General features: G+C 71.0%; 18 protein-coding genes and 1 pseudogene. 12 read left to right on the forward strand and 7 right to left on the reverse strand.

All coding sequences use genetic code 11. The annotated features are described in order from the left end of the window. Positions 1-2: 2 nt before the first annotated feature. The 3 genes from ABIE45_RS00425 to ABIE45_RS00435 form a co-directional block, all read right to left on the reverse strand. Entirely contained in the window at positions 3-1,244 is a 1,242-nt protein-coding gene (locus tag ABIE45_RS00425) for an MFS transporter (RefSeq protein ID WP_192709915.1), read from the reverse strand. A gap of 82 nt (positions 1,245-1,326) precedes the next feature. After that, the gene (locus ABIE45_RS00430) at positions 1,327-2,244 is read right to left on the reverse strand and encodes an amino acid ABC transporter substrate-binding protein (protein ID WP_192709914.1); all 918 of its coding nucleotides are present in this window, start codon (positions 2,242-2,244) and stop codon (positions 1,327-1,329) included. Positions 2,245-2,542: 298 nt separating this feature from the next. Further along, the gene (locus ABIE45_RS00435) at positions 2,543-3,454 is read right to left on the reverse strand and encodes a LysR family transcriptional regulator (protein ID WP_192709913.1); all 912 of its coding nucleotides are present in this window, start codon (positions 3,452-3,454) and stop codon (positions 2,543-2,545) included. A gap of 97 nt (positions 3,455-3,551) precedes the next feature. On the opposite strand from ABIE45_RS00435, the gene ABIE45_RS00440 reads away from it, so the two are divergent. Beyond that, positions 3,552-4,178, forward strand: a complete 627-nt coding sequence (locus ABIE45_RS00440; protein ID WP_192709912.1) for a glutathione S-transferase — start codon at positions 3,552-3,554, stop codon at positions 4,176-4,178. 8 nt (positions 4,179-4,186) lie between these two features. After that, positions 4,187-5,104 (forward strand): pyridoxamine 5'-phosphate oxidase family protein, encoded by a 918-nt coding sequence (locus tag ABIE45_RS00445; RefSeq protein WP_192709911.1) that lies wholly within the window; start codon positions 4,187-4,189, stop codon positions 5,102-5,104. A 7-nt stretch (positions 5,105-5,111) separates the two neighbouring features. Here the strand turns inward: ABIE45_RS00445 and ABIE45_RS00450 are convergent, their stop codons facing one another. After that, positions 5,112-5,759 (reverse strand): glutathione S-transferase family protein, encoded by a 648-nt coding sequence (locus ABIE45_RS00450; protein WP_373622039.1) that lies wholly within the window; start codon positions 5,757-5,759, stop codon positions 5,112-5,114. A 186-nt stretch (positions 5,760-5,945) separates the two neighbouring features. Between ABIE45_RS00450 and ABIE45_RS00455 the strand changes: the two genes are divergently transcribed. From ABIE45_RS00455 to ABIE45_RS00470, 4 genes are all read left to right on the forward strand, one after another. Beyond that, positions 5,946-6,326, forward strand: coding sequence for a response regulator (locus ABIE45_RS00455; RefSeq protein ID WP_192709909.1), 381 nt, complete (start codon positions 5,946-5,948; stop codon positions 6,324-6,326). A gap of 81 nt (positions 6,327-6,407) precedes the next feature. Further along, the gene (locus tag ABIE45_RS00460; RefSeq protein ID WP_192709908.1) at positions 6,408-8,381 is read left to right on the forward strand and encodes an AI-2E family transporter; all 1,974 of its coding nucleotides are present in this window, start codon (positions 6,408-6,410) and stop codon (positions 8,379-8,381) included. Positions 8,382-8,534: 153 nt separating this feature from the next. Further along, positions 8,535-10,151 (forward strand): hybrid sensor histidine kinase/response regulator, encoded by a 1,617-nt coding sequence (locus ABIE45_RS00465; RefSeq protein ID WP_192709907.1) that lies wholly within the window; start codon positions 8,535-8,537, stop codon positions 10,149-10,151. A gap of 18 nt (positions 10,152-10,169) precedes the next feature. Next, entirely contained in the window at positions 10,170-10,484 is a 315-nt protein-coding gene (locus ABIE45_RS00470; protein ID WP_192709906.1) for a plasmid stabilization protein, read from the forward strand. A gap of 21 nt (positions 10,485-10,505) precedes the next feature. Here ABIE45_RS00470 and ABIE45_RS00475 read toward each other — a convergent pair. Together ABIE45_RS00475 and ABIE45_RS00480 are read right to left on the reverse strand one after the other, a co-directional pair. Further along, a pseudogene (locus ABIE45_RS00475) lies at positions 10,506-11,397 on the reverse strand (ketopantoate reductase family protein). A gap of 11 nt (positions 11,398-11,408) precedes the next feature. After that, a complete protein-coding gene (locus tag ABIE45_RS00480; RefSeq protein ID WP_192709905.1) occupies positions 11,409-14,495 on the reverse strand; it encodes an FAD-binding and (Fe-S)-binding domain-containing protein in 3,087 nt (1,028 codons plus the stop codon). 116 nt (positions 14,496-14,611) lie between these two features. On the opposite strand from ABIE45_RS00480, the gene ABIE45_RS00485 reads away from it, so the two are divergent. From ABIE45_RS00485 to rpmG, 6 genes are all read left to right on the forward strand, one after another. Then, the gene (locus tag ABIE45_RS00485; RefSeq protein WP_192709904.1) at positions 14,612-14,950 is read left to right on the forward strand and encodes a hypothetical protein; all 339 of its coding nucleotides are present in this window, start codon (positions 14,612-14,614) and stop codon (positions 14,948-14,950) included. Positions 14,951-15,085: 135 nt separating this feature from the next. Next, positions 15,086-17,407, forward strand: coding sequence for a ribonuclease R (gene rnr, locus ABIE45_RS00490; RefSeq protein WP_192709903.1), 2,322 nt, complete (start codon positions 15,086-15,088; stop codon positions 17,405-17,407). 23 nt (positions 17,408-17,430) lie between these two features. Beyond that, entirely contained in the window at positions 17,431-17,895 is a 465-nt protein-coding gene (locus tag ABIE45_RS00495) for a DUF983 domain-containing protein (RefSeq protein WP_192709959.1), read from the forward strand. Beyond that, positions 17,852-18,595 carry an NUDIX domain-containing protein gene (locus tag ABIE45_RS00500; RefSeq protein WP_192709902.1) on the forward strand — a complete coding sequence of 248 codons (744 nt, stop codon included), beginning with the start codon at positions 17,852-17,854 and terminating at the stop codon, positions 18,593-18,595. The genes ABIE45_RS00495 and ABIE45_RS00500 overlap by 44 nt, the downstream gene beginning before the upstream one ends. 53 nt (positions 18,596-18,648) lie before the next feature. Continuing rightward, complete coding sequence (locus ABIE45_RS00505) at positions 18,649-19,788, forward strand: MFS transporter (protein WP_192709901.1); 1,140 nt, start codon at positions 18,649-18,651, stop codon at positions 19,786-19,788. Between the two features lie 329 nt (positions 19,789-20,117). Further along, positions 20,118-20,285, forward strand: coding sequence for a 50S ribosomal protein L33 (rpmG, locus tag ABIE45_RS00510; protein WP_010684598.1), 168 nt, complete (start codon positions 20,118-20,120; stop codon positions 20,283-20,285). 137 nt (positions 20,286-20,422) lie between these two features. On the opposite strand, the gene ABIE45_RS00515 is transcribed toward rpmG, so the two are convergent. Then, positions 20,423-21,340: a LysR family transcriptional regulator gene (locus ABIE45_RS00515; RefSeq protein WP_192709900.1), complete on the reverse strand. Its 918-nt coding sequence runs from the start codon at positions 21,338-21,340 to the stop codon at positions 20,423-20,425. Between the last annotated feature and the right edge of the window lie 73 nt (positions 21,341-21,413).

A 21,413-nucleotide genomic window follows, 5' to 3' on the forward strand; every position in this document is an offset into this window, starting at 1 on the left:
CCTCAGCCCGGGAACGCGACCGGCGCCGGCTTCTGCCGCAGGGCCAGAGCGGTGCCGATCCCGAGTGCCAGGATGGTGACGGCGCAGCCGGCGAGCGCCCCGAGCTGGCCGAACCGGAGCAGCGCCTGCCCGATCACCGCGACGCCGAGCGCCTGCCCGCAGAAGAACGAGAAGGCGTGGAGCGCCACCGCGGAGGCGCGGGCCGTCGGCGCGACCTCGGTGACCTGGGTCTGGTAGGTGTTGTGCAGCATGTAGAAGCCGAGCCCCATGGCGGTGAGCGCTGCGCAATCGACCTGCCACGTTCCGGCGAGCCCGACCACCGTGAGCGACGCGCCGCAGATCAGGCCGCCGCCGATGAGCATGCGGGGCAGGCCGAGCAGCCGCACCAGCAGCCCGACCAGCGCCGAATAGGCCAGGCCGCCGATCGCGAACCCCGCCAGCACGAGCCCGGCCTCGCGCGGTCCGCCCTCCCCGCGGGCCTCGATCAGGGGGGCGAGGTGCGGGAACACGCCGAAGATCGCGATGGCCTCGATGAACACCGCCGAGAACAGCACCCGCGCCCGGGGATTGCGCAGGATCGTCCGGTAGCGCGTCACCGCCTCGCCGAAGGCCGGGCGGCGGGCGGCGGGTCGGCCGGCCCGGTCGAAGCCGAACACGGTGGCCGCGCAGGCAAACGCCGCCACCGCCGCCGTGACCGCGAACACGCCGCGCCAGCCGATCGCCGCCTCGATCAGGCCTGCGAAGGTCGAGCCCGAGAGCTGGCCGAGGATCACTGCCACGAGGAAGCGCCCGATCGCCACCTGCCGGCTCTCCATCGGCACGCGGTCGCCCAGCAGCGCCAGCGAGAGGGGAATGCAACCGCCGGCCGCCGCGCCGGCCAGCATGCGCAGGCCGAACAGGCTGCCGATGTCGGGGGCGACGCAGCACAGCGTGAGCGCGACGGCGAGCACCGCCAGGCAGGTGCTCATCACCCGCTCCTTGCCGAGCGCGTCGCCGATCGGGCCGAGCACGGGCTGGATGAACGCGTAGGGCAGCGCGAAGGCGGTGGAGAGCAGCGCCACCGTGTGCGCGTCGCTGGCGAGGTCCCGGGCGAGCACGCCGACCAGGGGCTCGACCGAGCGGAGCGCGAAGGTGCTGCCGAACCCCGCGCAGGCCAGCACCACGATCAGGCGCGGGATCGACGTGGCCGGCGGCGCCGCACGCGTCGCAGCGGGTGTGAGAGCCGGCTCTGTGCTGTCGGTCATGGGGACGCTTCGCGACGCGGGCTGATCCAGACCCGCGCCATCGCATCTCCCTCGCCCGAGCGGAACCCCGCCGGGCGACAGATCAGTGCGCGTAGAACGCCGGATCCGAATCGTCGCTCGGATGTGCGAAGGCCCAGCGCAGGGCCGAGGAGAGCGGCACGTTGTAGTTGAGGCCGCGCGGCGGGACCGGTTTCAGGAACCAGCGATCGTAGATCGTCATGATCTCGGGGCTCCGGTAGAGATCGGCGGTCGCGCGGTCGACCACCGCCTTGAAGGCCGGATCGTCCCGGCGCAGCATGATCCCATAGGGCTCCGGGTTCGACAGGGTTTCCTGGCTGACCACATAGGCCGCCGGATCCTTGGACTGGGCCGCGACCACGCTGAGCTGCACGTCGTCCATCACGAAAGCCGCCGCCCGTCCGGTCTCGACCAGGAGGAAGGCCTCGGGCACGTCCTTGGCGGCGATCACCGTGATGCCGAGCTTGCGGTCATTGTTGGCCTTGATCAGCATCAGGATGTTGGTCGAGCCGGCCACCGACGCGACCGTCTTGCCGCGCAGGTCGTCGAGGCTGGCGATATTCTGATCCTTCTTCGACACGAAGCGGGTCGCCGTCAGGAAGTGCGTGTTGGTGAAGCCGACCTGCTTCTTGCGGTCGGCGTTGTTGGTGGTCGTCCCGCATTCGAGATCGACGGTTCCGTTGGTGACCAGCGGGATCCGCGACGACGAATTGACGAACTCCATCCCGACTTCGAGACCGGGCATGTTCAGCTCGCGTTTCACCGCCTCGGCGACCTTCAGGCAGATGTCGACCGCGAAGCCGACGACCTTCTGGTTCTGGTCGAGGTAGCTGAACGGGGGCGCGGTATCGCGGACGCCGAGCACCAGCCGGTTGCTGTCCTGGATCTTCTTGAGGGTGCCGGTGCGTTCGGCGGCCTGCGCCGATGCCAGCTGGGACACGATGAGGACGAGGGCACCGAGGAGCGGGGTGAGAAGACGCATGGGCTGACGGGTCCCGATCGTCGCGCGGAGGGCGCCCGGCCCGTCCGGACCGGCGAGGGCCCGACCGCGCGCCGGATCGTGCCCCGGCAAGCCCATCAGCAAGAGTCCGGCCGCGGCGCGTTCACCGGACCGGAGACCGCCTCGGATGGCGATGTGCGCAGTAAGACCGGTTCCGTTGCGTGCTTCGGGCCCACCGTCTTTGCGAGCGGAGCGAAGCAATCCAGTCAGCGCGACGACGCCTGATGTCGCGCTGCCCTGGGTTACCTCGCTTCGCTCGTGATGACGGAGCGCGGAACCGCTATGAGACCGTCCCACCCTCGACAGCGGCGGGGCGCAGGACGGCCAGCGCCCGCAGGGCCGCGGTGGCATAATCGAGGAAGGCGTTCACCCGCGCCGGCCGGAAGTCCTGGCTCGGCGTCACCAGCTGGACCGGGACCGGCGGCGGCTCGTGGGCGGCGAGCAGCCGTATGAGGCGGCCGGCGGCGATGTCCTCCGCCGCCTGATAGGAGAGAACCCGCGCGATGCCGCGCCCGCTGCGGGCGGCGATCAGGGCGGCCTCCACCTCGTTGACGATGAGCCGCGGCGCGAGGCGCACGCGGTTCGTCCCGAAGCGCCATTCCCGGAGCCCCGAATTCACAGCGCCCAGGATGGCATCGTGTGCGGCGAGATCCGCGGGCCTGCGCGGTGTCCCCCGGACGGCGAGGTAATCCGGGCTCGCCACCACGATCCGGCGCACCTGCCCGACCCGGCGTGCGACGAGCCGCGACTCCGCGAGCTGCCCGATCCGCAGGGCGACGTCGATGCCCTCCTCCACGAGATCGAGGTTGCGGTCGGCGAGCACCAGCTCGACCTGCGTCTCCGGATAGCCATCGAGGAAGCCTGACACGACCGGTGCGATATGCTTGCGCCCGAACAGGACCGGGGCCGTGACCCGCACGAGGCCGCGGACGGCGTCGCGCGCTGCGCCCGAGACGGCCGTGTCGTAGCCCGACAGCAGGCCGCGAGCGCGCTCGGCGAGTTCCAGCCCGGCGGGAGTGGGCGCCAGTTGCCGGGTCGTGCGCTCGACGAGCCGGCTGCCGGCGCGGGTCTCGAGGCTGGCGAGCGCCCGGGTCACGGCAGCGGAGGAGCGGCGCAGCCGGCGCGCCGCGCCCGCGAGGCTCCCGGCCTCGATGATCGCGACGAAGGTGGCGAGCTCGTCCAGACGATCCATCGATTGTTGCAGAGACTGAAATTCTGACTGTCAATGTCTCCGGATTTTCCCCGAGCCGCGCAAGGGCGATATCGGACGCACCACAGGAGACATGCAGATGACCGATGCCGACCTGACCCTCTACGGCCTGCGCCTCTCGGGCCATTCGCACCGGGCGGAGCTGTTCCTGTCCCTGCTGGGACTGCCATACCGCTTCGTCGAAGTTGGGAGCGCCGCCCAGCGGGGCGCGGACGCGTTCCGGCGGCTCAACCCGCTCGGCCAGATCCCGGTGCTGACCGACGGCGCGGCCGTGATCCCCGACAGCAACGCCATCCTGGTCTACCTCGCGGCGCGCTACGCGCCCGACGGAGGCTGGATGCCGACGGATCCGCCCGGGGCCGCGCAAGTGCAGCGCTGGCTGTCGATCGCGGCCGGCGAGGTGCGGCACGGGCCGGGCCAGGCCCGGCTGATGGTGGTGTTCGGGGCGCCGGGCGATCGGACGATTGTTCATGCCGCGGCGGCCCGGATCCTCACTTTCATGGACACGCATCTGGCCGACCGCACCTATCTCGCGGCAGACCGGCCGACGCTCGCCGACATCGCCTGCTATTCCTACGTGGCGCACGCGCCCGAGGGCGGCGTGTCGCTGACGCCCTACGCGGCCGTCCGGGCCTGGATCGCGCGGGTCGAGGCGCTGCCGGGCTTCATCCCGATGCCAGCTTCTCCCATCCCCGAAACGGTGTGAGGTGCATCATGGCCAGCTTCCATGCCGACGAACGCGTGGCCCAGGCGCGGGCCGGCCACGTCCTCGGTGAGACCCCGGCGATCCGCCCGTTGATGCCCGAGCAGCACCGCACCTTCTTCGCGGGTCTGTCCTACCTGTTCGTCGGCACCGTCGACGCGGCCGGCGCGCCGGTCGCCACTCTGCTGACAGGACAGCCCGGCTTCGTGCAGGCCCCCGACGCGATTCATCTCGACATTGCCGCGGCCCTCGATCCCGCCGATCCGGCGGCCCAGGCTTTGATACCCGGTGCAGAGGTGGGGATCCTGGGCCTCGACCTCGCGACGCGGCGGCGCAACAGGGCCAACGGCCGTGTCGTCCGCCGTGGCGGGAACGGCCTGACGATCGCCGTCGCGCAGAGCTTCGGCAACTGCCCGCAATATATCCAGCGCCGCGTCGCCGAGCCGTTCCAGCGCACGGTCGGGCCGATCGAACCCCTCGCGGCCCTCGATCCCGAGGCCGCGGCGCTGATCCGAGGCGCCGACACGCTGTTCGTGGCGAGCCGCGCCCGGGAGGGTCTGGCCGATGGCGGCGCCGACATCTCGCACCGGGGCGGCCGACCGGGCTTCGTCCGGCTCGAGGGCGACGTGCTGACGGTGCCGGACTTCTCCGGCAACCGCTACTTCAACACGTTGGGCAACCTGATCGGCGAACCACGGGCGGCGTTGCTGTTCCTCGACTTCGACCGCGGCGATCTCCTGGTTCTGCAGGGACGAACCGCGATCGATTGGGCCGGTACGGCAGCGACCGGCCTCATGGGAGCGCAGCGCGCCTGGACCTTCACGGTCGAGGGCGGCTGGCGCCGCCGGGCCGTGATCCCCCTGCGCTGGAGCGCTCCGGAACCGGCGCCGCAACTCGTGCGCACCGGCACCTGGGAGCCGACGGTCTGAGGCGCGCTCAGGCCGCTCCGGCTGCGGCGGCGTGCTCCGCGGCGAGCTGCGCGTCCGCGGCCGCGACCTTTTGGGAGGCCGGCCGGGCTCGGATCCGCTCGACATAGGCATTCAGCACCGGATCCGGCGCGACGATCCCGAAGCCCATCGTCCATCCGAGCGCACCGCCCCACAGGACATCGGCGGCGCTGAAGCGGTCACCAAGCAAGTAGGGGCCCGGCGTCAGCGCCTCGACGACCCGCGCGATCACGCTGTCATAATCGGCGTAGGCCGACAGGGCGCGCGGCCCCGGCTCCCGCTTCAGGTGGCGGTCGATGATGGCGGGCTCGAAGCAGGATCCGTAAAACACCATCCAGCGCAGGTAGGCGGCCCGGGCCGGGTCGCTTGCCGCCGGGGCGAGGCCGGCCTCGGGGAAGAGATCGGCGAGGTAGAGGTAGACGGCCGCCTGCTCGGTCACCAGGGCCTCGCCGTGGCGGATCGCCGGCACCTTCGCCATCGGGTTGATGGCGCGGTAGGCGTCCTGGAGATGCTCGCCGGCGCGCATGTTGAGCGCGTGGAGCCGGTAGGGAACGCCCAGCTCCTCGAGGAGCACGCGCACCCCAGACGACCGGGTATTGGGCGAATGATAGAACTCGATGTCAGCGTTATCCGCCACTGTGTTCCGCTCCGGGATTGTCGATTCGCGCGGCGGCACGCTCATACCGCGGGGCGCCCGGGTCAACCGTGCGCCCGGCCGCCATTTCTCCACGGACCGGAATCGCGGCAGGAACGTTGGGCGATTGTGCGTTGCCGCGCGTTGGGATGCCGTCCGGCACCACGCGGGCCGGGGGTGCGAGTTCTGATGGCGAAGATTTTGCTGGTCGAGGACCACGAAGAGATCTGGGATTTTCTGTCCCGGCGCCTCAAGCGCCGCGGCTACGAGGTCGTTCTGGCCCATGACGGCGAGGCCGGTGTCCGCCAGGCCCGTTCGGCACAGCCCGACGTGATCCTCCTCGACATGAACCTCCCCATTCTCGACGGCTGGTCGGTCGCCCGCACCCTGAAATCCGGAACCGACACCCGGGCGATCCCGATCATCGCGCTCACCGCCCACGCCATGTCGGGGGACCGGGACAAGGCGATCCAGGCCGGTTGCGACGACTACCACCCGAAGCCGGTCGATTTCTCGAAGCTGCTCAGCCAGATCAGCGCCGCCCTGGGCGAGACCGCACAGGCGGGCTGACGCGGCTCCGGACACGCGAGCCGCCCCTTCCGACGCCGCAGCCGCGGCCGTCTCCTGACCTGAGTAGAGTGGAGCCTGTCCGTGAGCGAGGATCCCGTCACCGCCCAGCGCCTGCGTCAGGGGCTGCCGGTCTTCGTGGCGCTGGCCTCGATCCTCCTCGTCGTGGCGACGCTGGCGGCGCTGTATCTCGGGCGGGAGATCCTCGTGCCGGTGACGCTGGCGATCCTCCTGAGCTTCGTCCTGGTGCCGGCGGTCCGGGTGCTCAGGCGGATCCACGTCCCGCGGGCCCCGGCGGTGCTCCTGGTCGTGGTGATCGTGTTCGGGGCCCTGTTCGGGATCGGCAGCCTGATCGCCAGCGAGGCTTCCCAGCTCGCCTCCGACCTGCCGCGCTACACGCAGGTGATGCGCACCAAGATCAAGGATCTACGCGGGGCGACTGCCGGGACTGGGACCCTGTCGCGGATCGTCGACATGGTCCAGGATCTGAGCGCGACCCTGCAGCCGCCGCCGGCGGCGGAACTCCGCGGCGAGCCCGGCACGCGCACGCATCCCCTCACGGTGGAGATCACGCCCGCCCGCGCCAGCGTCGTCGAGACGCTCCAGACGTTCGCGGGCCCTCTCGTCCATCCGTTGGCCACGACCGGCCTGATCCTGATCTTCACGATCTTCATCCTGCTCCAGCGCGAGGATCTCCGGAATCGCGCGATCAAGCTCGCCGGCGGCTCGGGCGACCTGCGCCGCACGACGGCCGCGATCGACGATGCCACGAGCCGCCTCAGCCGGTTCTTCCTGGCCCAGCTCGCCCTCAACATCGCCTTCGGCGTGGTGATCGGCTTCGGTCTCTGGATCATCGGTGTGCCGAGCCCGACGCTATTCGGCGTGCTGGCGGCGATCCTGCGCTTTGTGCCCTATATCGGCGCCGCGATCAGCGCGCTGCTGCCGCTGATCCTGGCCGCCGCGGTCGATCCGGGCTGGACCATGGTGATCGCCACGGCCGCCCTGTTCCTCGTAGTTGAGCCCATCTGCGGCCACGTGGTCGAGCCGCTGCTCTACGGCCACTCGACGGGCCTCTCGCCGGTCGCCGTCATCCTGGCGGCGACGATCTGGACGTTCCTGTGGGGTCCGATCGGCCTCGTGCTCGCTACGCCGCTCACGGTCTGCCTCGTGGTGCTCGGGCGGCACGTGGAGCGGCTCTGGTATCTCGACGTGCTGCTGGGCGACCAGCCGGCCCTGTCGCCGCCCGAGATCTTCTACCAGCGCATGCTGGCGGGGGATCCGATCGAGGCGATCGATCAGGGCTGGCAGTTCCTCAAGGAACGCGCCCTCGTCACCTATTACGACGAGGTCGCCCTGGCGGGTCTGCTGCTCGCCCAGGAGGATCTCTCGCGCGGAACGCTCGATCGCGAGCGGCAGGAGGAGGTCGGCGCGGCGATCCGCACGGTGGTCGACCGCCTCGGGACCGCCCCGGTCGCGCGGCGGAGCCGGCGGGGATCGGCGCGGGCGCCGGACATCGAGACCGCGGCAGCGCTGGCCGCCATCGGGCCCGACCGGCAGGTCGCGGGCATCGTCCTCGCCCGCGAGGATCTTGCACCCAACTGGCGGAGCGAGACACCGGTCCTATGCGTGTCGAGCCGCGGCCCGTTCGACGAGGCGGCGACGCTGATGCTGAGCCAGATCCTCGCCCGCCACGGTCTGGCCTCGCAGATCCTGTCGATGGCCGCGATCCGCGCCGGCGAGCGGCCCGAGAACCCGGAGGGCTTGGCGCTAATCTGCTTCTCGTACCTGGAGCCGGTGAGCCTGTCGCAGATCCGCTTCACGGTTCGGCAGGCCCGTGCCGCGGTGCCGGGGGTCCGGATCCTCGTGGGCTTCTGGCGCGAGCGCGATCCGGCCACCCTGGATCGTCTGCGCCGCGCGACCTCCGCGGACTTCCTGGTGACGTCGCTCAACGAGGCACTCTCAGCGGTCCTGAATGCCTGCCGCGAGCCAAGTCCCGCGCGGGTCGCTCCGGCGCCCGCCACAGCACTGCCCGCGCCGGCCCGGACGGCGGCCGCGTGAGAGGCCGGACCTCTCCCCGCCTCAACAGGCGCGATGCGGCCGACGAGGCCGTGCGGTCGACATCGCGTTCCAGACCACTACAGTCGCGCGCGCCAAGCGGCAGCGGCCCGACGTGGCCGGCTTCTACGGCCCGGGGAATGAAGACCGCCTCGCATGTCTGAGACGCCAGAAACGCCACCCTCCGGACCGAGTCCCCCGATCCGGGACAGCGCCCCGAGCGACCTCACCGACCGCAAGAGCGACATCTTCTTCGCCGCGGTCGAGACCACGCGGATGCCGATGATCGTCACCGATCCGCGCCAGCCGGACAACCCGATCATCTTCGCCAACCGCGCCTTCCTGGCGATGACGGGCTACACGCCCGAGGAGCTGATCGGGCGCAATTGCCGGTTCCTGCAGGGGCCTGAGACCGACCGCGAGAGCATCGCGCAGGTCCGCGCGGCGATCGCCGACAAGCGCGAATTCGCCACCGAAATCCTGAACTACCGCAAGAACGGCTCGACGTTCTGGAACGCCCTGTTCGTCTCCCCGGTCTACAACGCCGACGGCGAGCTGGTTTACTATTTCGGCTCGCAGCTCGACGTCTCGCGCCGGCGGGATGCCGAGGATGCGCTGGGCCAGGCCCAGAAGATGGAGGCGCTCGGCCAGCTCACCGGCGGCATCGCGCACGATTTCAACAACCTGCTGCAGGTGATCGTCGGCTACGTCGACATCCTGGCGGCCGGCCTGGAGAAACCGGATGCCGACCGCGCCCGGCTGGGACGCGCCACCGAGAACATCCGGCAAGCCGCGGATCGCGCGACGACGCTGACGCAGCAATTGCTGGCCTTCGCCCGCAAGCAGCGGCTGGATGGACGCGCGGTCAACCTGAACACCCTGGTCGAGGGCATGGGCGAGATGGTCACCCGCTCCGTCGGCGAGGCGGTAAAGATCGAGCTCGATCTCGCGGAGGACCTCTGGAACTGCCGCGTCGACCCGACCCAGGCCGAGGTCGCGATCCTCAACGTGCTGATCAACGCCCGCGATGCCATGCCGGACGGCGGTACCGTGCGGATCACCACCGAGAACAGCGAGGTCGCCTCGGGCGGCGAGGTCGGGCCGCTGCGCGACGGCCGCTACGTCAGCATCGCCATCCGGGATTCCGGCACCGGTATCCCGCCCGCCGTGCTGGCGCGGGTGATGGACCCGTTCTTCACCACGAAGGAAGAGGGCAAGGGGACCGGCCTCGGGCTGTCGATGGTCTACGGCTTCGCCAAGCAGTCGGGCGGGGCGGCGCAGATCGAGTCGACCCTCGGCGAGGGGACGACCGTGCGCCTGTCCTTCCCGGCGACGGACGGCGACGTGAAGGCACCCGCCAAGGTCTCGCTTCGGGCCGTGGACCGGCAAGGCACCGAGACGATCCTGATCGTCGACGACCGCGAGGACGTGGCCGAACTCGCCAGGACCATCCTGCGGGACTTCGGCTACACGACCCTGACGGCCAGCAATGCCCGCGAGGCGCTGGAGATCCTGGATTCCAGCGGGCGGGTCGACCTCCTGTTCACCGACCTGATCATGCCGGGGGGTATGAACGGGGTGCTGCTCGCCCGGGAGGCCCGTCGTCGCCAGCCGCGGCTCAAGGTCCTGCTCGCCACCGGCTACGCCGAGGCGAGCCTGGAGCGAACCGATATCGGCGGCTCGGAGTTTGATCTCCTCAACAAGCCGTACCGGCGCACGGAGCTGGTCCGCCGGGTGCGGGCCATCCTCGACGGTCCGACCGGCGTGGGCTGATCTCACGGGAGACGGGCGATGTCTCAGGGCGACAAGTCGAAATACACCGATAAGCAGAAGCGCAAGGCCGAGCACATCGCGGATTCCTACGAGGCCCGCGGCGTGCCGGAGCAGGAAGCCGAAGCCCGCGCCTGGGCCACCGTCAACAAGGATGATGGCGGAGGCAAGAAGCCGGGCGGATCGGGCCGGGGAAAGTCCACCGGCCATCCGGCGGCCCACAAGGGTGGCGCAACCGGCGGCAAGGCCTCCGCCGGACGGACGGCCGCCGAGCGCTCCGCCTCCGCCAAGAAGGCTGCGGCGACCCGGAAGGCCAACGCCGCGGCGCGGGCGTGACGGCCTACACCCGAGACAAGCTCAGCGCGCCTGCTCGGCGAGCTTGACGAGCGTGTGCAGCATCCGGTTGGCCGGCGTCGGGACGCCGAGCGCCGCACCCTTGCGCACCACGTAGCCGTTGAGGTGGTCGATCTCGCTGGGGCGGCCCCGGGCGAGATCCTGGGCGGTGGACGAAAGCTGGCCGGCCATCGTCCTGCTCAGCGCGATGACGCTGTCGAAGATGTCGGGCGGCACCGATACGCCGGCCGCCTTGGCGACGGCCACGCATTCCTGCACCACGTCGGTCATCGACCCCACGACGCCCGCGTCCTGGATCAAGCGGCCGTAGGGCAGCTGCGTCAGGGCCGAGAGAGCATTGTAGGCGCAGTTCACGATGAGCTTGCCCCACAGCGCGTCCAGGGCACGCGCCGAGACGGTCGTGGGGGGCGCCGGCCGCCGTGAGGGCGGTGGCAATCCGCTCGCTCGTCTCGGATGCGCCGAGGATCAGGTCGCCCCGGCCGTTGTGCCGCACACGACCCGGCCCGGCCATCGCGGTGGCGACGTAGACCGCCACCGGCACGACCGGCCGCCCGAGGAAAGCGGCGAGACGCTCGGCATTGTCGACACCGTTCTGGAGGCTGAGGATCGTGGCGGACCGGCCGAGATGCGGCGCAATCACCGCGCCGGCTGCTTCGGTGTCGCCGGACTTGACGCAGACCAGCACGAGGTCGGCTCCCGCGACGCCGTTGCCGTCGGTCGTCGCCTGCACGGGCGCGGAGCCGACGCCCGCCGCGCTCTCCAGAACCAGACCGTCCGCCCGCACCGCCTCGACCAGCGCGGGACGGCCGATCAACGTGACCGCGTGTCCGGCCTTCGCCAGGAGGAACCCGTAATAGCACCCGACCGCGCCGGCCCCCACGACGGCCACGTTCATGACGGCATCGCTCATCGCGCTGCGGCCGCCGCTTGCTCGGGATGGAACGGCGCCGCACCCACGGCGCTCCGGCGGACATGGTCGAGCAGCGCCTGGGCCGGGTGGCGCAGCCGCACGCCGTCGACGAGCTTAGCCTGCGACCGGCAGGAATAGCCGTCGGCCAGGAGGGTGCAGCCGGGGGCCTCGGACACGTGGCGGGCCCAGCTCGCGTTGTAGATCGTCTCCGAGGTGGCGCGGTGACGGGCCTCATGACCGTAGGTCCCGGCCATGCCGCAGCATCCGGAGGCCGGCACGTCGAGACGCAGCCCGAGATGGGCGAACAGGGCCTGCCAGTCGCGGACCGCGCCAGGCGCATTGGTGCGCTCGGTGCAATGGGGCAGCAGCCGCATCGTCCCGCCGCCCTGGCGCGGCGCGATCCGGTCGAGCCGGGTCGCCAGCCATTCCTGGAGGAGATGGACCTTCGGCAGGTCGCCGCCGCCGAGCGCCTGCGCGTATTCGGAGCGGTAGGTCAGCGTCATCGACGGGTCGATCCCGACGAGGGGCACGCCCTGCCGCGCCAAGTCCCGGAGCATCGCGGCGTTCGACCCGGCGACGGCCGCGAACCGGGCCAGGAAGCCGTGCACGTGCAGCGGCTTGCCGTTCGGCCGGTACGGCACGAGCCAGGGCTTGAAGCCGAGGGCGACGAGCAGCGCGCAAGCATCGGCGACGACATCCGCGTCGAAGTGGCTGGTGAAGGCGTCCTGCACGATGAGCACCGCCGACGCCCGATCCTGAGGGTCCAGCCGGGTCAGAGCCTCCGGCGTCGCCACGGGCACGCCGAGATGTGCCAACCGCGCCTTGAGACTGACGGGCGACAGGCCCGGGATCCCCACCAATCCGGCCTTCGCCAGGAGAAGGCGGACGACCGGATTGGTCAGGAGCGCGTTGCTCAAGCGCGGCGCCCGGGCCGCCAGCGGCAGCAGCGGCTCAAGGGCCGCCACGAGGTGGTCCTTGAAGGGCCGGGCGTAGCGCGTGTGGTAGAGCGCCAGGAACTTGGCCCGGAAGGTCGGCACGTCGACCTTGATCGGGCAGGAGCCCGTGCACGACTTGCAGGCGAGGCAGCCGTCCATCGCCTCCTTCACGGCGTGCGAGAAGTCCTCCGAATCGTCCCGTGGCCGAAGGGCGCTCCGCAGGGTGGCGGCCACGTCGCGCAGCCAGCCGGCGCGCTGACGCGCCAGCGCGGCCGCCGGATCGACGCCCTCCGCCGCAGCGCGCCGCAGCCACTCGCGCATCAGCGAGGCGCGGCCCTTGGGCGAGTGGCGCCGCTCCCGGGTCGCCTTCCAGGACGGGCACATGGCCTCGTCCGCATCGAAGCTGAAACACGCACCGTTGCCGTTGCAGTGGAGCGCCTCGTCGAATTCCCGGCGGACCGGCGCCGGAATGGTGCGATCCTGCTCGCCCCGGCGCGGCACGCCGTCGATCCGGGTCAGGCCCTGCCCCTTCGCCGAGGCGATCTTGCCGGGGTTCATCCGGTCGCCCGGGTCGAAGGCGCGCTTGATCGCCTCCAGAGCCGGCATCAGCGGCCCGAAGGTCTCGGGCACGAACTCGGAGCGAAAGCCCTTGCCGTGCTCGCCCCAGAGCAAACCGCCATACTTGGCGGTCAGCGCGACCACGCCCTCCGTCACCTCTCGGATCAGCCGGTTCTGGTCCGGGTCCTTCAGGTCAATGGCCGGCCGCACGTGCAGCACGCCGGCATCGACATGGCCGAACATGCCGTAGCGCAGGCCCTTGGCGTCGAGGAGCGCCCGGAACTCCGCGATGAAATCGGCGAGGCGGTCGGGCGGGACCGCCGTATCTTCCACGAAGGGGATCGGGCGGGCATCGCCCTTGGCCGCGCCGAGGAGGCCCACCGCCTTCTTGCGCATGGTCCAGAGCCGCTCAATCGCGGCGCCCCGGGCGATCGTGAAGCCGAGGCGCCTCGTGTCGGTGCCGCGCTCGGCCTCAAGCATCCCGGTGAGCCGATCGAGGGCAGCCTCGACGCCGGCTTCGTCGCCGCCGACGAACTCCACGAGGTTGATCCCGTCCACCGGTCGCCCCGCCGGATCGTCGGGGAAGAAGGCCCGCACCTCGGCCCAGATCGGGTCCTTGCGGGCGAGTGCCAGCACGGTCGAGTCGATGGTCTCCACCGAGGCGGCCCCGAACGGCAGCAGCGCCTGTGCGTCGCGGAGCGCCGCGTCGAAATCGACGTAGGACAGTGCCACCAGGACGGCGGCCTTCGGGATCGGCAGCACGTTGAGCCGCGCCTCGGCGATCAGCGCCAGCGTCCCCTCGGAACCGCAGATCACACTCTTGAGGTCGAAGCGGCCCTCCGGGTCGCGCAGATGCGCGAGATCGTAGCCGGTGAGGCAACGGTTGAGCTTCGGAAAGCGCTCGGCGATGAGCGCCGCATTCTCGGTGACGACGGCATCGACGGTCCGGTGGATCTCGCCGATCCGGTCGTTGCGCCCCTTGGCGGCTTCGAGGCCTTCCGCGTCCAGCGGTTCGGCGGTCCAGACCGTGCCGTCGACGAGCACGCAGGTCAGCGCCAGGACATGGTCCCGGGTCTTGCCGTAGAGGCACGAGCCCTGCCCGCAAGCATCGGTCGAGATCATGCCCCCGAGGGTCGCGCGGTTCGAGGTCGAGAGCTCGGGCGCGAAGAACAGACCGTGCTTGGCGAGTTCCCGATTGAGCTGGTCCTTCACCACCCCCGGCTCGACCCGAACCGTGCGGTTGGCGACATCGATCTCCAGGATGCGGGTCATGTGCCGCGAGGTATCGACCACGAGGCCGTGGCCGAGCGACTGGCCGTTGGTGCCCGTCGCTCCGCCCCGGGGTTGGATCACGATCTCGGCGAAGCGCGGGTCATCCAGGAGCTTGGCGATGCGCACGAGATCGTCGCGCGTGCGCGGAAAGGCCACGGCCCCCGGTTCCACTTGGTAGATCGAGTTGTCGGTGGCAAAGACCGTGCGGTCGGCATCCGAGAGCGTCAGGTCGCCCTCGAAACCGCGCAGGCGCAGTTCCGCGCAGGCCGCCTCGTAGAGCGGCACGGCCTCGGTATGGCGGGTCAGGACCGGGATCATCTCAGCCTTCTACACCCGGTGGATCGGGAGGAAAGGTCGGCGGTTCTGTCACACGGATGCCGTCACGGCTGGCATCCGGCTTGCCACGCGGCGGGGACATTCGGAACGGAAGCCTCATGAACGCGAGCGTGGAGCGGGTCAGGGACGCCCTGGCCGAGATGATCAAGGCGGCGCTGATCTCGGACGACGAGACAAGCCTCGCCTGCCGCACAGCCGGCCGCGCGAAGCTCGCGGCGCTCGCCGGCGACCCGCCCGATCCGGCGACCCTGCGCATGGACGGCGCCTGGACCCTGGCGGTCCACGATGCCGAGGCTCCGGATCTGGCGCCGCTGGAGGGGCAGGTAAACCTGACGCTGCCGCGGGCCTGCCCCTTCACCCTGAAGGAGATTACCGCACCCGGCTTCGACGTCGATCGAGCGGTCGATCACATCCGGAAGATCGCCTCCACCGGCTGATCGCGACTGTTGAGGACGGCTGCCGCGGCGTTGCCGCGGGCGGGCCCGGCACCCATCTTAGGATCACAGGACCGAACCCTCGGTCCGAGGCCCGCGTGCGGGCTCCGTCTTCCGAGAACTGTCCGGCACCATCGTTTGGCACGACGCACCACCGCCCCGGCGGCCGAGCCCGCCGCTCCGCCGCCCTTCCCCACCCGTGAGCAGATCCTCGCCTTCGTCGCCGAGTCGAAGGAGCGCGTCGGCAAGCGCGAGATCGCCCAGGCCTTCGGCATCAAGGGCGCCGCCAAAATCGAGCTGAAGCGCATCCTGAAGGAGATCGAGGAGGACGGCGGCCTCGACCGCGGGCGCGGCGGACTCGCTCCCGCCGGGCATCTATCGCCGGTCGTGCTGGCCGATATCCGCTCCCGGGACCGGCACGGCGACTTCCTGGCCGTTCCAGTGGAGTGGACCGGCGCGGGCAAGCCGCCGTCCGTCGTGCTGACGCAGCCGCGCGGCCCCCGCAAGGGCAATCGTCCCGCGGCAGGCATTGGCGACCGCGCTCTGGTGCGCGTCGAGCGTGACGCCGAGGGCGGCTATACCGGCCGGGTCATCAAGGTCATCGGAAAGAACAAGGCCGAGATCATCGGCGTCTATCGCGTCGGCGCGCAGGGTGGCCGGATCGTGCCCGTCGAGAAGCGCTCGCAGGGCCGCGAGATCCTGATCCCGCCCGGCGAGGAGGGTCAGGCCCGGGACGGCGACCTCGTCAGCGTCTCCCTGGAGCGCGAGACCCGGTTCGGCCTGCCGCGTGGCCGGGTGCGGGAGCGGCTCGGCTCGCTGGGCTCCGAGAAGGCGGTGAGCCTGATCGCGCTGCACCTGCACAACATCCCGCATGTCTTCGCGGACGCGACCCTGGCGGAGGCTGATTCTGCGAAGCCCGCGACCCTGAAGGGCCGTGAGGATTGGCGCGACCGGCCGCTCCTGACCATCGACCCGCCGGACGCCAAGGACCACGACGACGCCGTCATGGCCGAGGCCGATCCCGACCCGGCCAATCCCGGCGGATTCATCCTCACCGTCGCGATCGCCGACGTCGCGGCCTACGTGCGGACAGGATCGAGCCTCGACCGGGAGGCGCTGGAGCGCGGCAACTCGGTCTACTTCCCGGACCGCGTCGTGCCGATGCTGCCGGAGCGGATCTCCAACGACCTCTGCTCGCTCCGCGAGGGCGAGGACCGGCCGGCACTCGCCGTGCGGATGGTCATCTCCGCCGACGGCGAGAAGCGCCGCCACAGCTTCCACCGGGTGATGATGCGCTCGCGGGCCAAGCTCGCCTATGCGCAGGCGCAAGGCGCGATCGACGGACAGCCGGATGCCGCGACCCTGCCGCTGCTGGATAGCGCCCTCCGCCCGCTCTGGGCGGCCTACGCGGCCCTGCGCGCGGCCCGGGACCGGCGCGGGCCGCTCGCCCTGGACCTGCCCGAACGGAAGGTCCTGCTCAGCCCGGAGGGCTCCGTCGACCGGGTCATCGTGCCGGAGCGCCTCGACGCGCACCGGCTGATCGAGGAGTTCATGATCCAGGCGAACGTCGCCGCCGCCGAGACCCTGGAGCAGGCGCGCCAGCCGCTGATCTACCGCGTCCATGACGAGCCCGCGCTGGAGAAGATGCGGGCGCTGGGCGAGGTGCTGGCCTCGGTCGGGATCAAGCTGCCGAAGGAAGGGGCGTTGCGCCCCGCCCTGTTCAACCGGATCCTCGACACCGCGGCCGAGACCGAGCACGGCGTCTTCCTCAACGAGGTGATCCTGCGCAGCCAGGCCCAGGCTGTCTATGCCGCCGAGAATCTCGGGCATTTCGGCTTGAACCTGCGTCGCTACGCGCACTTCACCTCGCCGATCCGGCGCTACGCCGACCTGATCGTCCATCGGGCGCTGATCACCGCGTGCAGGCTGGGCACCGACGGGCTCGCGCCCGAGATCTCGATGGGTGAGCTGGCGCAGATCGGCGAGCAGATCTCGGCGGCCGAGCGCCGCGCCATGGCGGCCGAGCGCGAGACCATCGACCGGCTGATCGCCCACCACCTCGCCGATCAGGTCGGGGCCACCTTCGAGGGCCAGATCGCGGGCGTCACCCGGGCCGGCCTGTTCATCAAGCTCGACGAGACCGGGGCGGACGGCTTCGTGCCGGTCTCGCAGCTCGGCGCCGACTATTTCCGCCACGAGGAGGGGCGCCACGCCCTGGTGGGCGAGCGGACCGGAGAGACCTTCCGCCTGGGCGACCGGGTCGAGGTGCGGCTCGTGGAGGCCGCGCCGGTGGCCGGGGCGCTGCGCTTCGAACTCCTCAGCGAGGGTCGGACCCGCTCCGGCGCCCGCAAGACCGGTGCGGGCAAGAAGCCCGGCGGACGCCCCTTCAAGGCCGCGCCGCCCGGCCGCCCCGCCGGCATCCGCAACACCGGGTCGCGCCACCGCGGCTCGCGCCGATGACCGGGCCGATGTACACCCCTGGCATGAATGCCGACGCGATCCCGGCCCGCACCCGCCTGATCCCCGCGATGGCCAGGGGCTTTATCGGCCGCTGCCCGCATTGCGGCCAGGGCCGGATCTTCGGCCGCTTCCTCAAGGTCCGGCCGGAATGCGACGCGTGCGGCCTCGAGCTGCACCACCATCGGGCCGACGACCTGCCCCCCTACGTGGTAATCTTCATCGTCGCCCACATCGTGGGCTACCTGATCCTAGAGACCGAGAGCGCCTACGAGGTGCCTCTCTGGATCGAGATGGGGGTCTGGCCGGTCTTCACGCTCCTGTTCGCGCTGGTCCTCCTCCAGCCGGTCAAGGGGGCCGTCGTCGGGCTGCAATACGCCCTTGGCATGCACGGCTTCGCCACGCTACCGCGGAGCCGCCCTGCCTCGGGGTCAGAGGAGACACGCCTTGCCGCTGCCGCAGCAGGAGCCACAGATCGCCACAGCTCCTGAGCGGACGCCCGCTGCGGCGCGTCTGCGGCCGCGGGACGCGGCAACCCTGATCGTGATCGACCGGCGCGGGAAGGCCGGCCCGAAGGTCCTGATGGGGCGGCGCAACCCGAAGCTCGCCTTCATGCCGGGCAAGTTCGTCTTCCCGGGCGGCCGGATCGAGCTCGGCGATCGCCACATGCCGGTGGCCGGGGCGCTCCCCGACTATGCCGAGGCGGCGCTGACCCGGCAGGTCTCCCGGCCGCCGCACCATCTCGGCCGCGCGCTGGCGCTGGCCGCGATCCGCGAGACCTACGAGGAGACCGGCCTGCTCCTCGGCACCACCGAGCACGGCGCCCCGGAGGACGTCCCGGCGGGCTGGGAGGGTTTCGCCCGGCACGGCGTGCTGCCGGATCTCGAGGCGCTGCACCTCGTCGCCCGCGCGATCACACCGCCCAAGCGCGTGCGCCGCTTCGATACGCGCTTCTTCGCGATCGACCGCCGGATGGTGGCAGCCGAGGAGCCGGGGCGGATCTCTGCCGACGCCGAGTTCACGGAACTCGCCTGGGTCCGGCTCGACGCCGCGCGCAAGCTCGACCTGCCGTACATAACCCGCGCCATCCTAGACGACCTGGAGGCGCAGATCACCGTTGATTTCGCGCCGTACCGGATGATTCCCTACCACTACGAACGCTACGGCCGCCGCGAGCGGGTGGCCTTGTGAGCCGCCCGGAGGAACGGGCACGGGACGCGCGGCGGGGGATCAGGTCGGAGGATGTGGCGGCGATCGCGGCGGCCGTGACCTGCGTCACCGTTGTCGGCATCGGGTTGAGTCTGTCGATCCCGCTCCTGTCGATCGAGATGGAGCGGCGCGGCGCGTCGAGCACGCTGATCGGCCTCAACACTGCGGTGGCGGGCATCGCCAGCATCTGCACGGTGCCGTTCGTGCCGCGGCTCGCCGCGCGGATCGGTGTCGCCCCGCTGCTCGGCCTAGCGCTCGTCATCGGGGCGATCAGCCTCGCGCTGTTTCCGATCCTGCCGGGCATCGCCCTGTGGTTTCCCCTGCGCTTCGTCTTCTCGGCGACGCTGGGCGCGCTCTTCGTCCTCTCCGAGTACTGGATCAATGCCGCCGCCCCGCCGGAGCGCCGCGGCCTGGTGATGGGCATCTACGCCACCGTCCTGGCGGCGGGCTTCGCGGTCGGACCGCTCCTGCTGGCGCTCGTCGGCACCGAGGGGCTGGCGCCCTACGCGACCGGCGCCGTGCTGATGCTGGCCGGCGGCCTGCCGATCGTGCTGGCGCGCGGGCTGTCGCCGACGATCGAGCCGGGCTCCGGCCGCGGCATCCTCGGTTATGTCCGGCTCGCCCCCGGCGCGCTGGCGGCCGCCCTCGCCTACGGGGCGGTGGAGACCGGGATCTTCGCGATCCTGCCTCTCTACGGCTTGCGGCTGGGCTACGACGCGCAGGGCGCGGCGGGGCTCGTGAGCCTGATCGCGCTGGGCAACGTGCTGTTCCAGATTCCGTTCGGCTGGCTCGCCGACCGCCTCGACCGCAGCGCGGTTCTGCTCGGCGCAAGCCTCGCGGGCGCCGCGGGCTCGGCCCTGATCCCGCTCGCGGCCGGCAGCCCGATGGCGCTCGGTCTGCTGCTCCTGGTCTGGGGCGGCATCGCCGGCACCCTCTACACGGTCGGCCTCGCGATGCTCGGCGACCGCACGCCGGCAAACGACCTCGCAGGCGCCAACGCGGCCTTCGTGGTGCTCTACAATGTCGGGCTGATGCTCGGGCCGCCGGTAATCGGCGGCGGTCTCGACCTCGTGCCGCCGCACGGCTTCGCGCTGGCGCTGCTTGCCCTGTTCCTGGCATTCGCCGGATGGCTCGCCGCGGCGGAGAGGCCGCGGCGGACTTCAGGCGCTGGGTGAAAAGGTAGTCTGGTCCCAGGATCTGCCAAACCCGGCATTCCGGGACTGCGCAGCAGGGCCCGGAATCCAGATCCGCACCGGGTGTCCGGCTTATCGCCGTCGGCGGCTCTGGGTTCCGGGCTCGCCTTCGGCGCCCCGGAACGACGGAGGGATGTCCTAAACCGCGTCGACGCTGCCAAGACACGACCCAAGCCTGACCCGCTGGCGGACCGCTCACACTTGACCTGCCGGGCCCGATCGGGCATTCACCCGCCCGTATTCGGCCGGGTCCTCCCGGCCATTTGCGTTTCGCTCACGCGGAATGCCGCACCCTGCAGGAGCGCCGCGCCATGGCCAAGGCCGTCACCGTCAAGATCAAGCTCGTCTCCACCGCCGACACGGGCTACTTCTACGTTACCAAGAAGAACTCCCGGACGCAGACCGAGAAGCTGTCGATGCGCAAGTACGACCCGGTCGCGCGCAAGCACGTCGAGTTCAAGGAATCCAAGATCAAGTAAGCGCGCAGGCCGCGTTCCGGCCTCGCCCGTGCGAAGCCGCTCCGGAGACGGGGCGGCTTTTTTGTTGAGCTCTCGTCTTAGCGAGCGGAGCGAAGCAAAGGCGGAGGCTTCGAGCGGGACGCCCCGGTCCCGGCCCGTCAGGCGGGGGTCGACGCGGCCAGATCGGGATCGAGCGTCCGCGCCAGCGACCGCGCGATGGCGACCAGAGCCGTCACCATCGGCGTCGAGGGCTCGCGCCGCGGGGCGACGAGGCCGATCGTGTGCTCCAGATCCGGGGCGGTGATCGGGATGGTGCGCACGCCCTCGATCGGCCCCAGGGCATCGACTAGGATCTCCGGCATGATCGAGGCCCAGCGCAGGGTGCGCACATGGGTCAGCAACACGATCATCGAATTCGATTCGAGGGTGGCGGCTGGGTCCGCACCCGATTCCCGGATCTGCTGGTCGATGATCCGCCGGTTCTGCATGTTCGGCGTCAGCAGGCAGAGCGGCAGGCTGCCGGTCTCGGCCCAGGTGACGCTGGCCCGGCCGTCGAACGGGCCGTCGATCGCCGTCACCAGACGGTAGCGTTCCCGGTAGAGCGGCACGGAGACAACTCGCCCGAGGGGCTCGTTGTCGAGATAGGTCAGGCCCGCATCCGCCTCCAGGTTCTCGATCAGCGAGAAGATGTCGGCCGAGGTGGCGGATTCGACCGTGAGCCGCACGTCCGGGTGCCGCTCGCGGTAGGGCGTGGTGAGGTTCACGATCATCGGCAGCGCCGTGGGGATCGCGGCGATGCGCAGATGCCCGGTCAGGCCCCGGCGCAGGCCCGTGACCTCCTCGTGCATGGCCCGGGCATCGGCCACGATCCGCCGCGCCCATTCCAGCACCCGCTCGCCCTCCGGGGTGAAGCCCTGGAAGCGCGAGCCGCGCAGCACGAGCTGGACGCCGAACCGGTTCTCCAGCTGCTTCACGCCGGCCGAGAGCGTCTGCTGCGTCACCCCGCAGGCTTCGGCCGCGTGGCCGAAATGCTGCTCGCGCGCGAGCGCGAGCAGGAAGTCCAGCTTGTCGATCACGACGGAGGCATCCCGGCACGGCGAGGCGCTCGAAACCTAGCGACCCGCCGTGCCCGCCACAACCGGCGGCTCC

It is taken from the genome of Methylobacterium sp. OAE515, from assembly GCF_041806315.1.
GTDB lineage: Bacteria > Pseudomonadota > Alphaproteobacteria > Rhizobiales > Beijerinckiaceae > Methylobacterium > Methylobacterium tardum.

Coding starts and splice junctions, on each gene's coding strand:
- ABIE45_RS00440 (WP_192709912.1), top strand. CDS start 3,552: ATGACCGATGCCGACCTGACCCTCTACGGCCTGCGCCTCTCGGGCCAT.
- ABIE45_RS00470 (WP_192709906.1), top strand. CDS start 10,170: ATGTCTCAGGGCGACAAGTCGAAATACACCGATAAGCAGAAGCGCAAG.
- ABIE45_RS00465 (WP_192709907.1), top strand. CDS start 8,535: ATGTCTGAGACGCCAGAAACGCCACCCTCCGGACCGAGTCCCCCGATC.
- rpmG (WP_010684598.1), top strand. CDS start 20,118: ATGGCCAAGGCCGTCACCGTCAAGATCAAGCTCGTCTCCACCGCCGAC.
- ABIE45_RS00445 (WP_192709911.1), top strand. CDS start 4,187: ATGGCCAGCTTCCATGCCGACGAACGCGTGGCCCAGGCGCGGGCCGGC.
- ABIE45_RS00480 (WP_192709905.1), bottom strand. CDS start 14,495: ATGATCCCGGTCCTGACCCGCCATACCGAGGCCGTGCCGCTCTACGAG.
- ABIE45_RS00435 (WP_192709913.1), bottom strand. CDS start 3,454: ATGGATCGTCTGGACGAGCTCGCCACCTTCGTCGCGATCATCGAGGCC.
- ABIE45_RS00425 (WP_192709915.1), bottom strand. CDS start 1,244: ATGACCGACAGCACAGAGCCGGCTCTCACACCCGCTGCGACGCGTGCG.
- ABIE45_RS00430 (WP_192709914.1), bottom strand. CDS start 2,244: ATGCGTCTTCTCACCCCGCTCCTCGGTGCCCTCGTCCTCATCGTGTCC.
- ABIE45_RS00495 (WP_192709959.1), top strand. CDS start 17,431: ATGAATGCCGACGCGATCCCGGCCCGCACCCGCCTGATCCCCGCGATG.
- ABIE45_RS00485 (WP_192709904.1), top strand. CDS start 14,612: ATGAACGCGAGCGTGGAGCGGGTCAGGGACGCCCTGGCCGAGATGATC.
- ABIE45_RS00455 (WP_192709909.1), top strand. CDS start 5,946: ATGGCGAAGATTTTGCTGGTCGAGGACCACGAAGAGATCTGGGATTTT.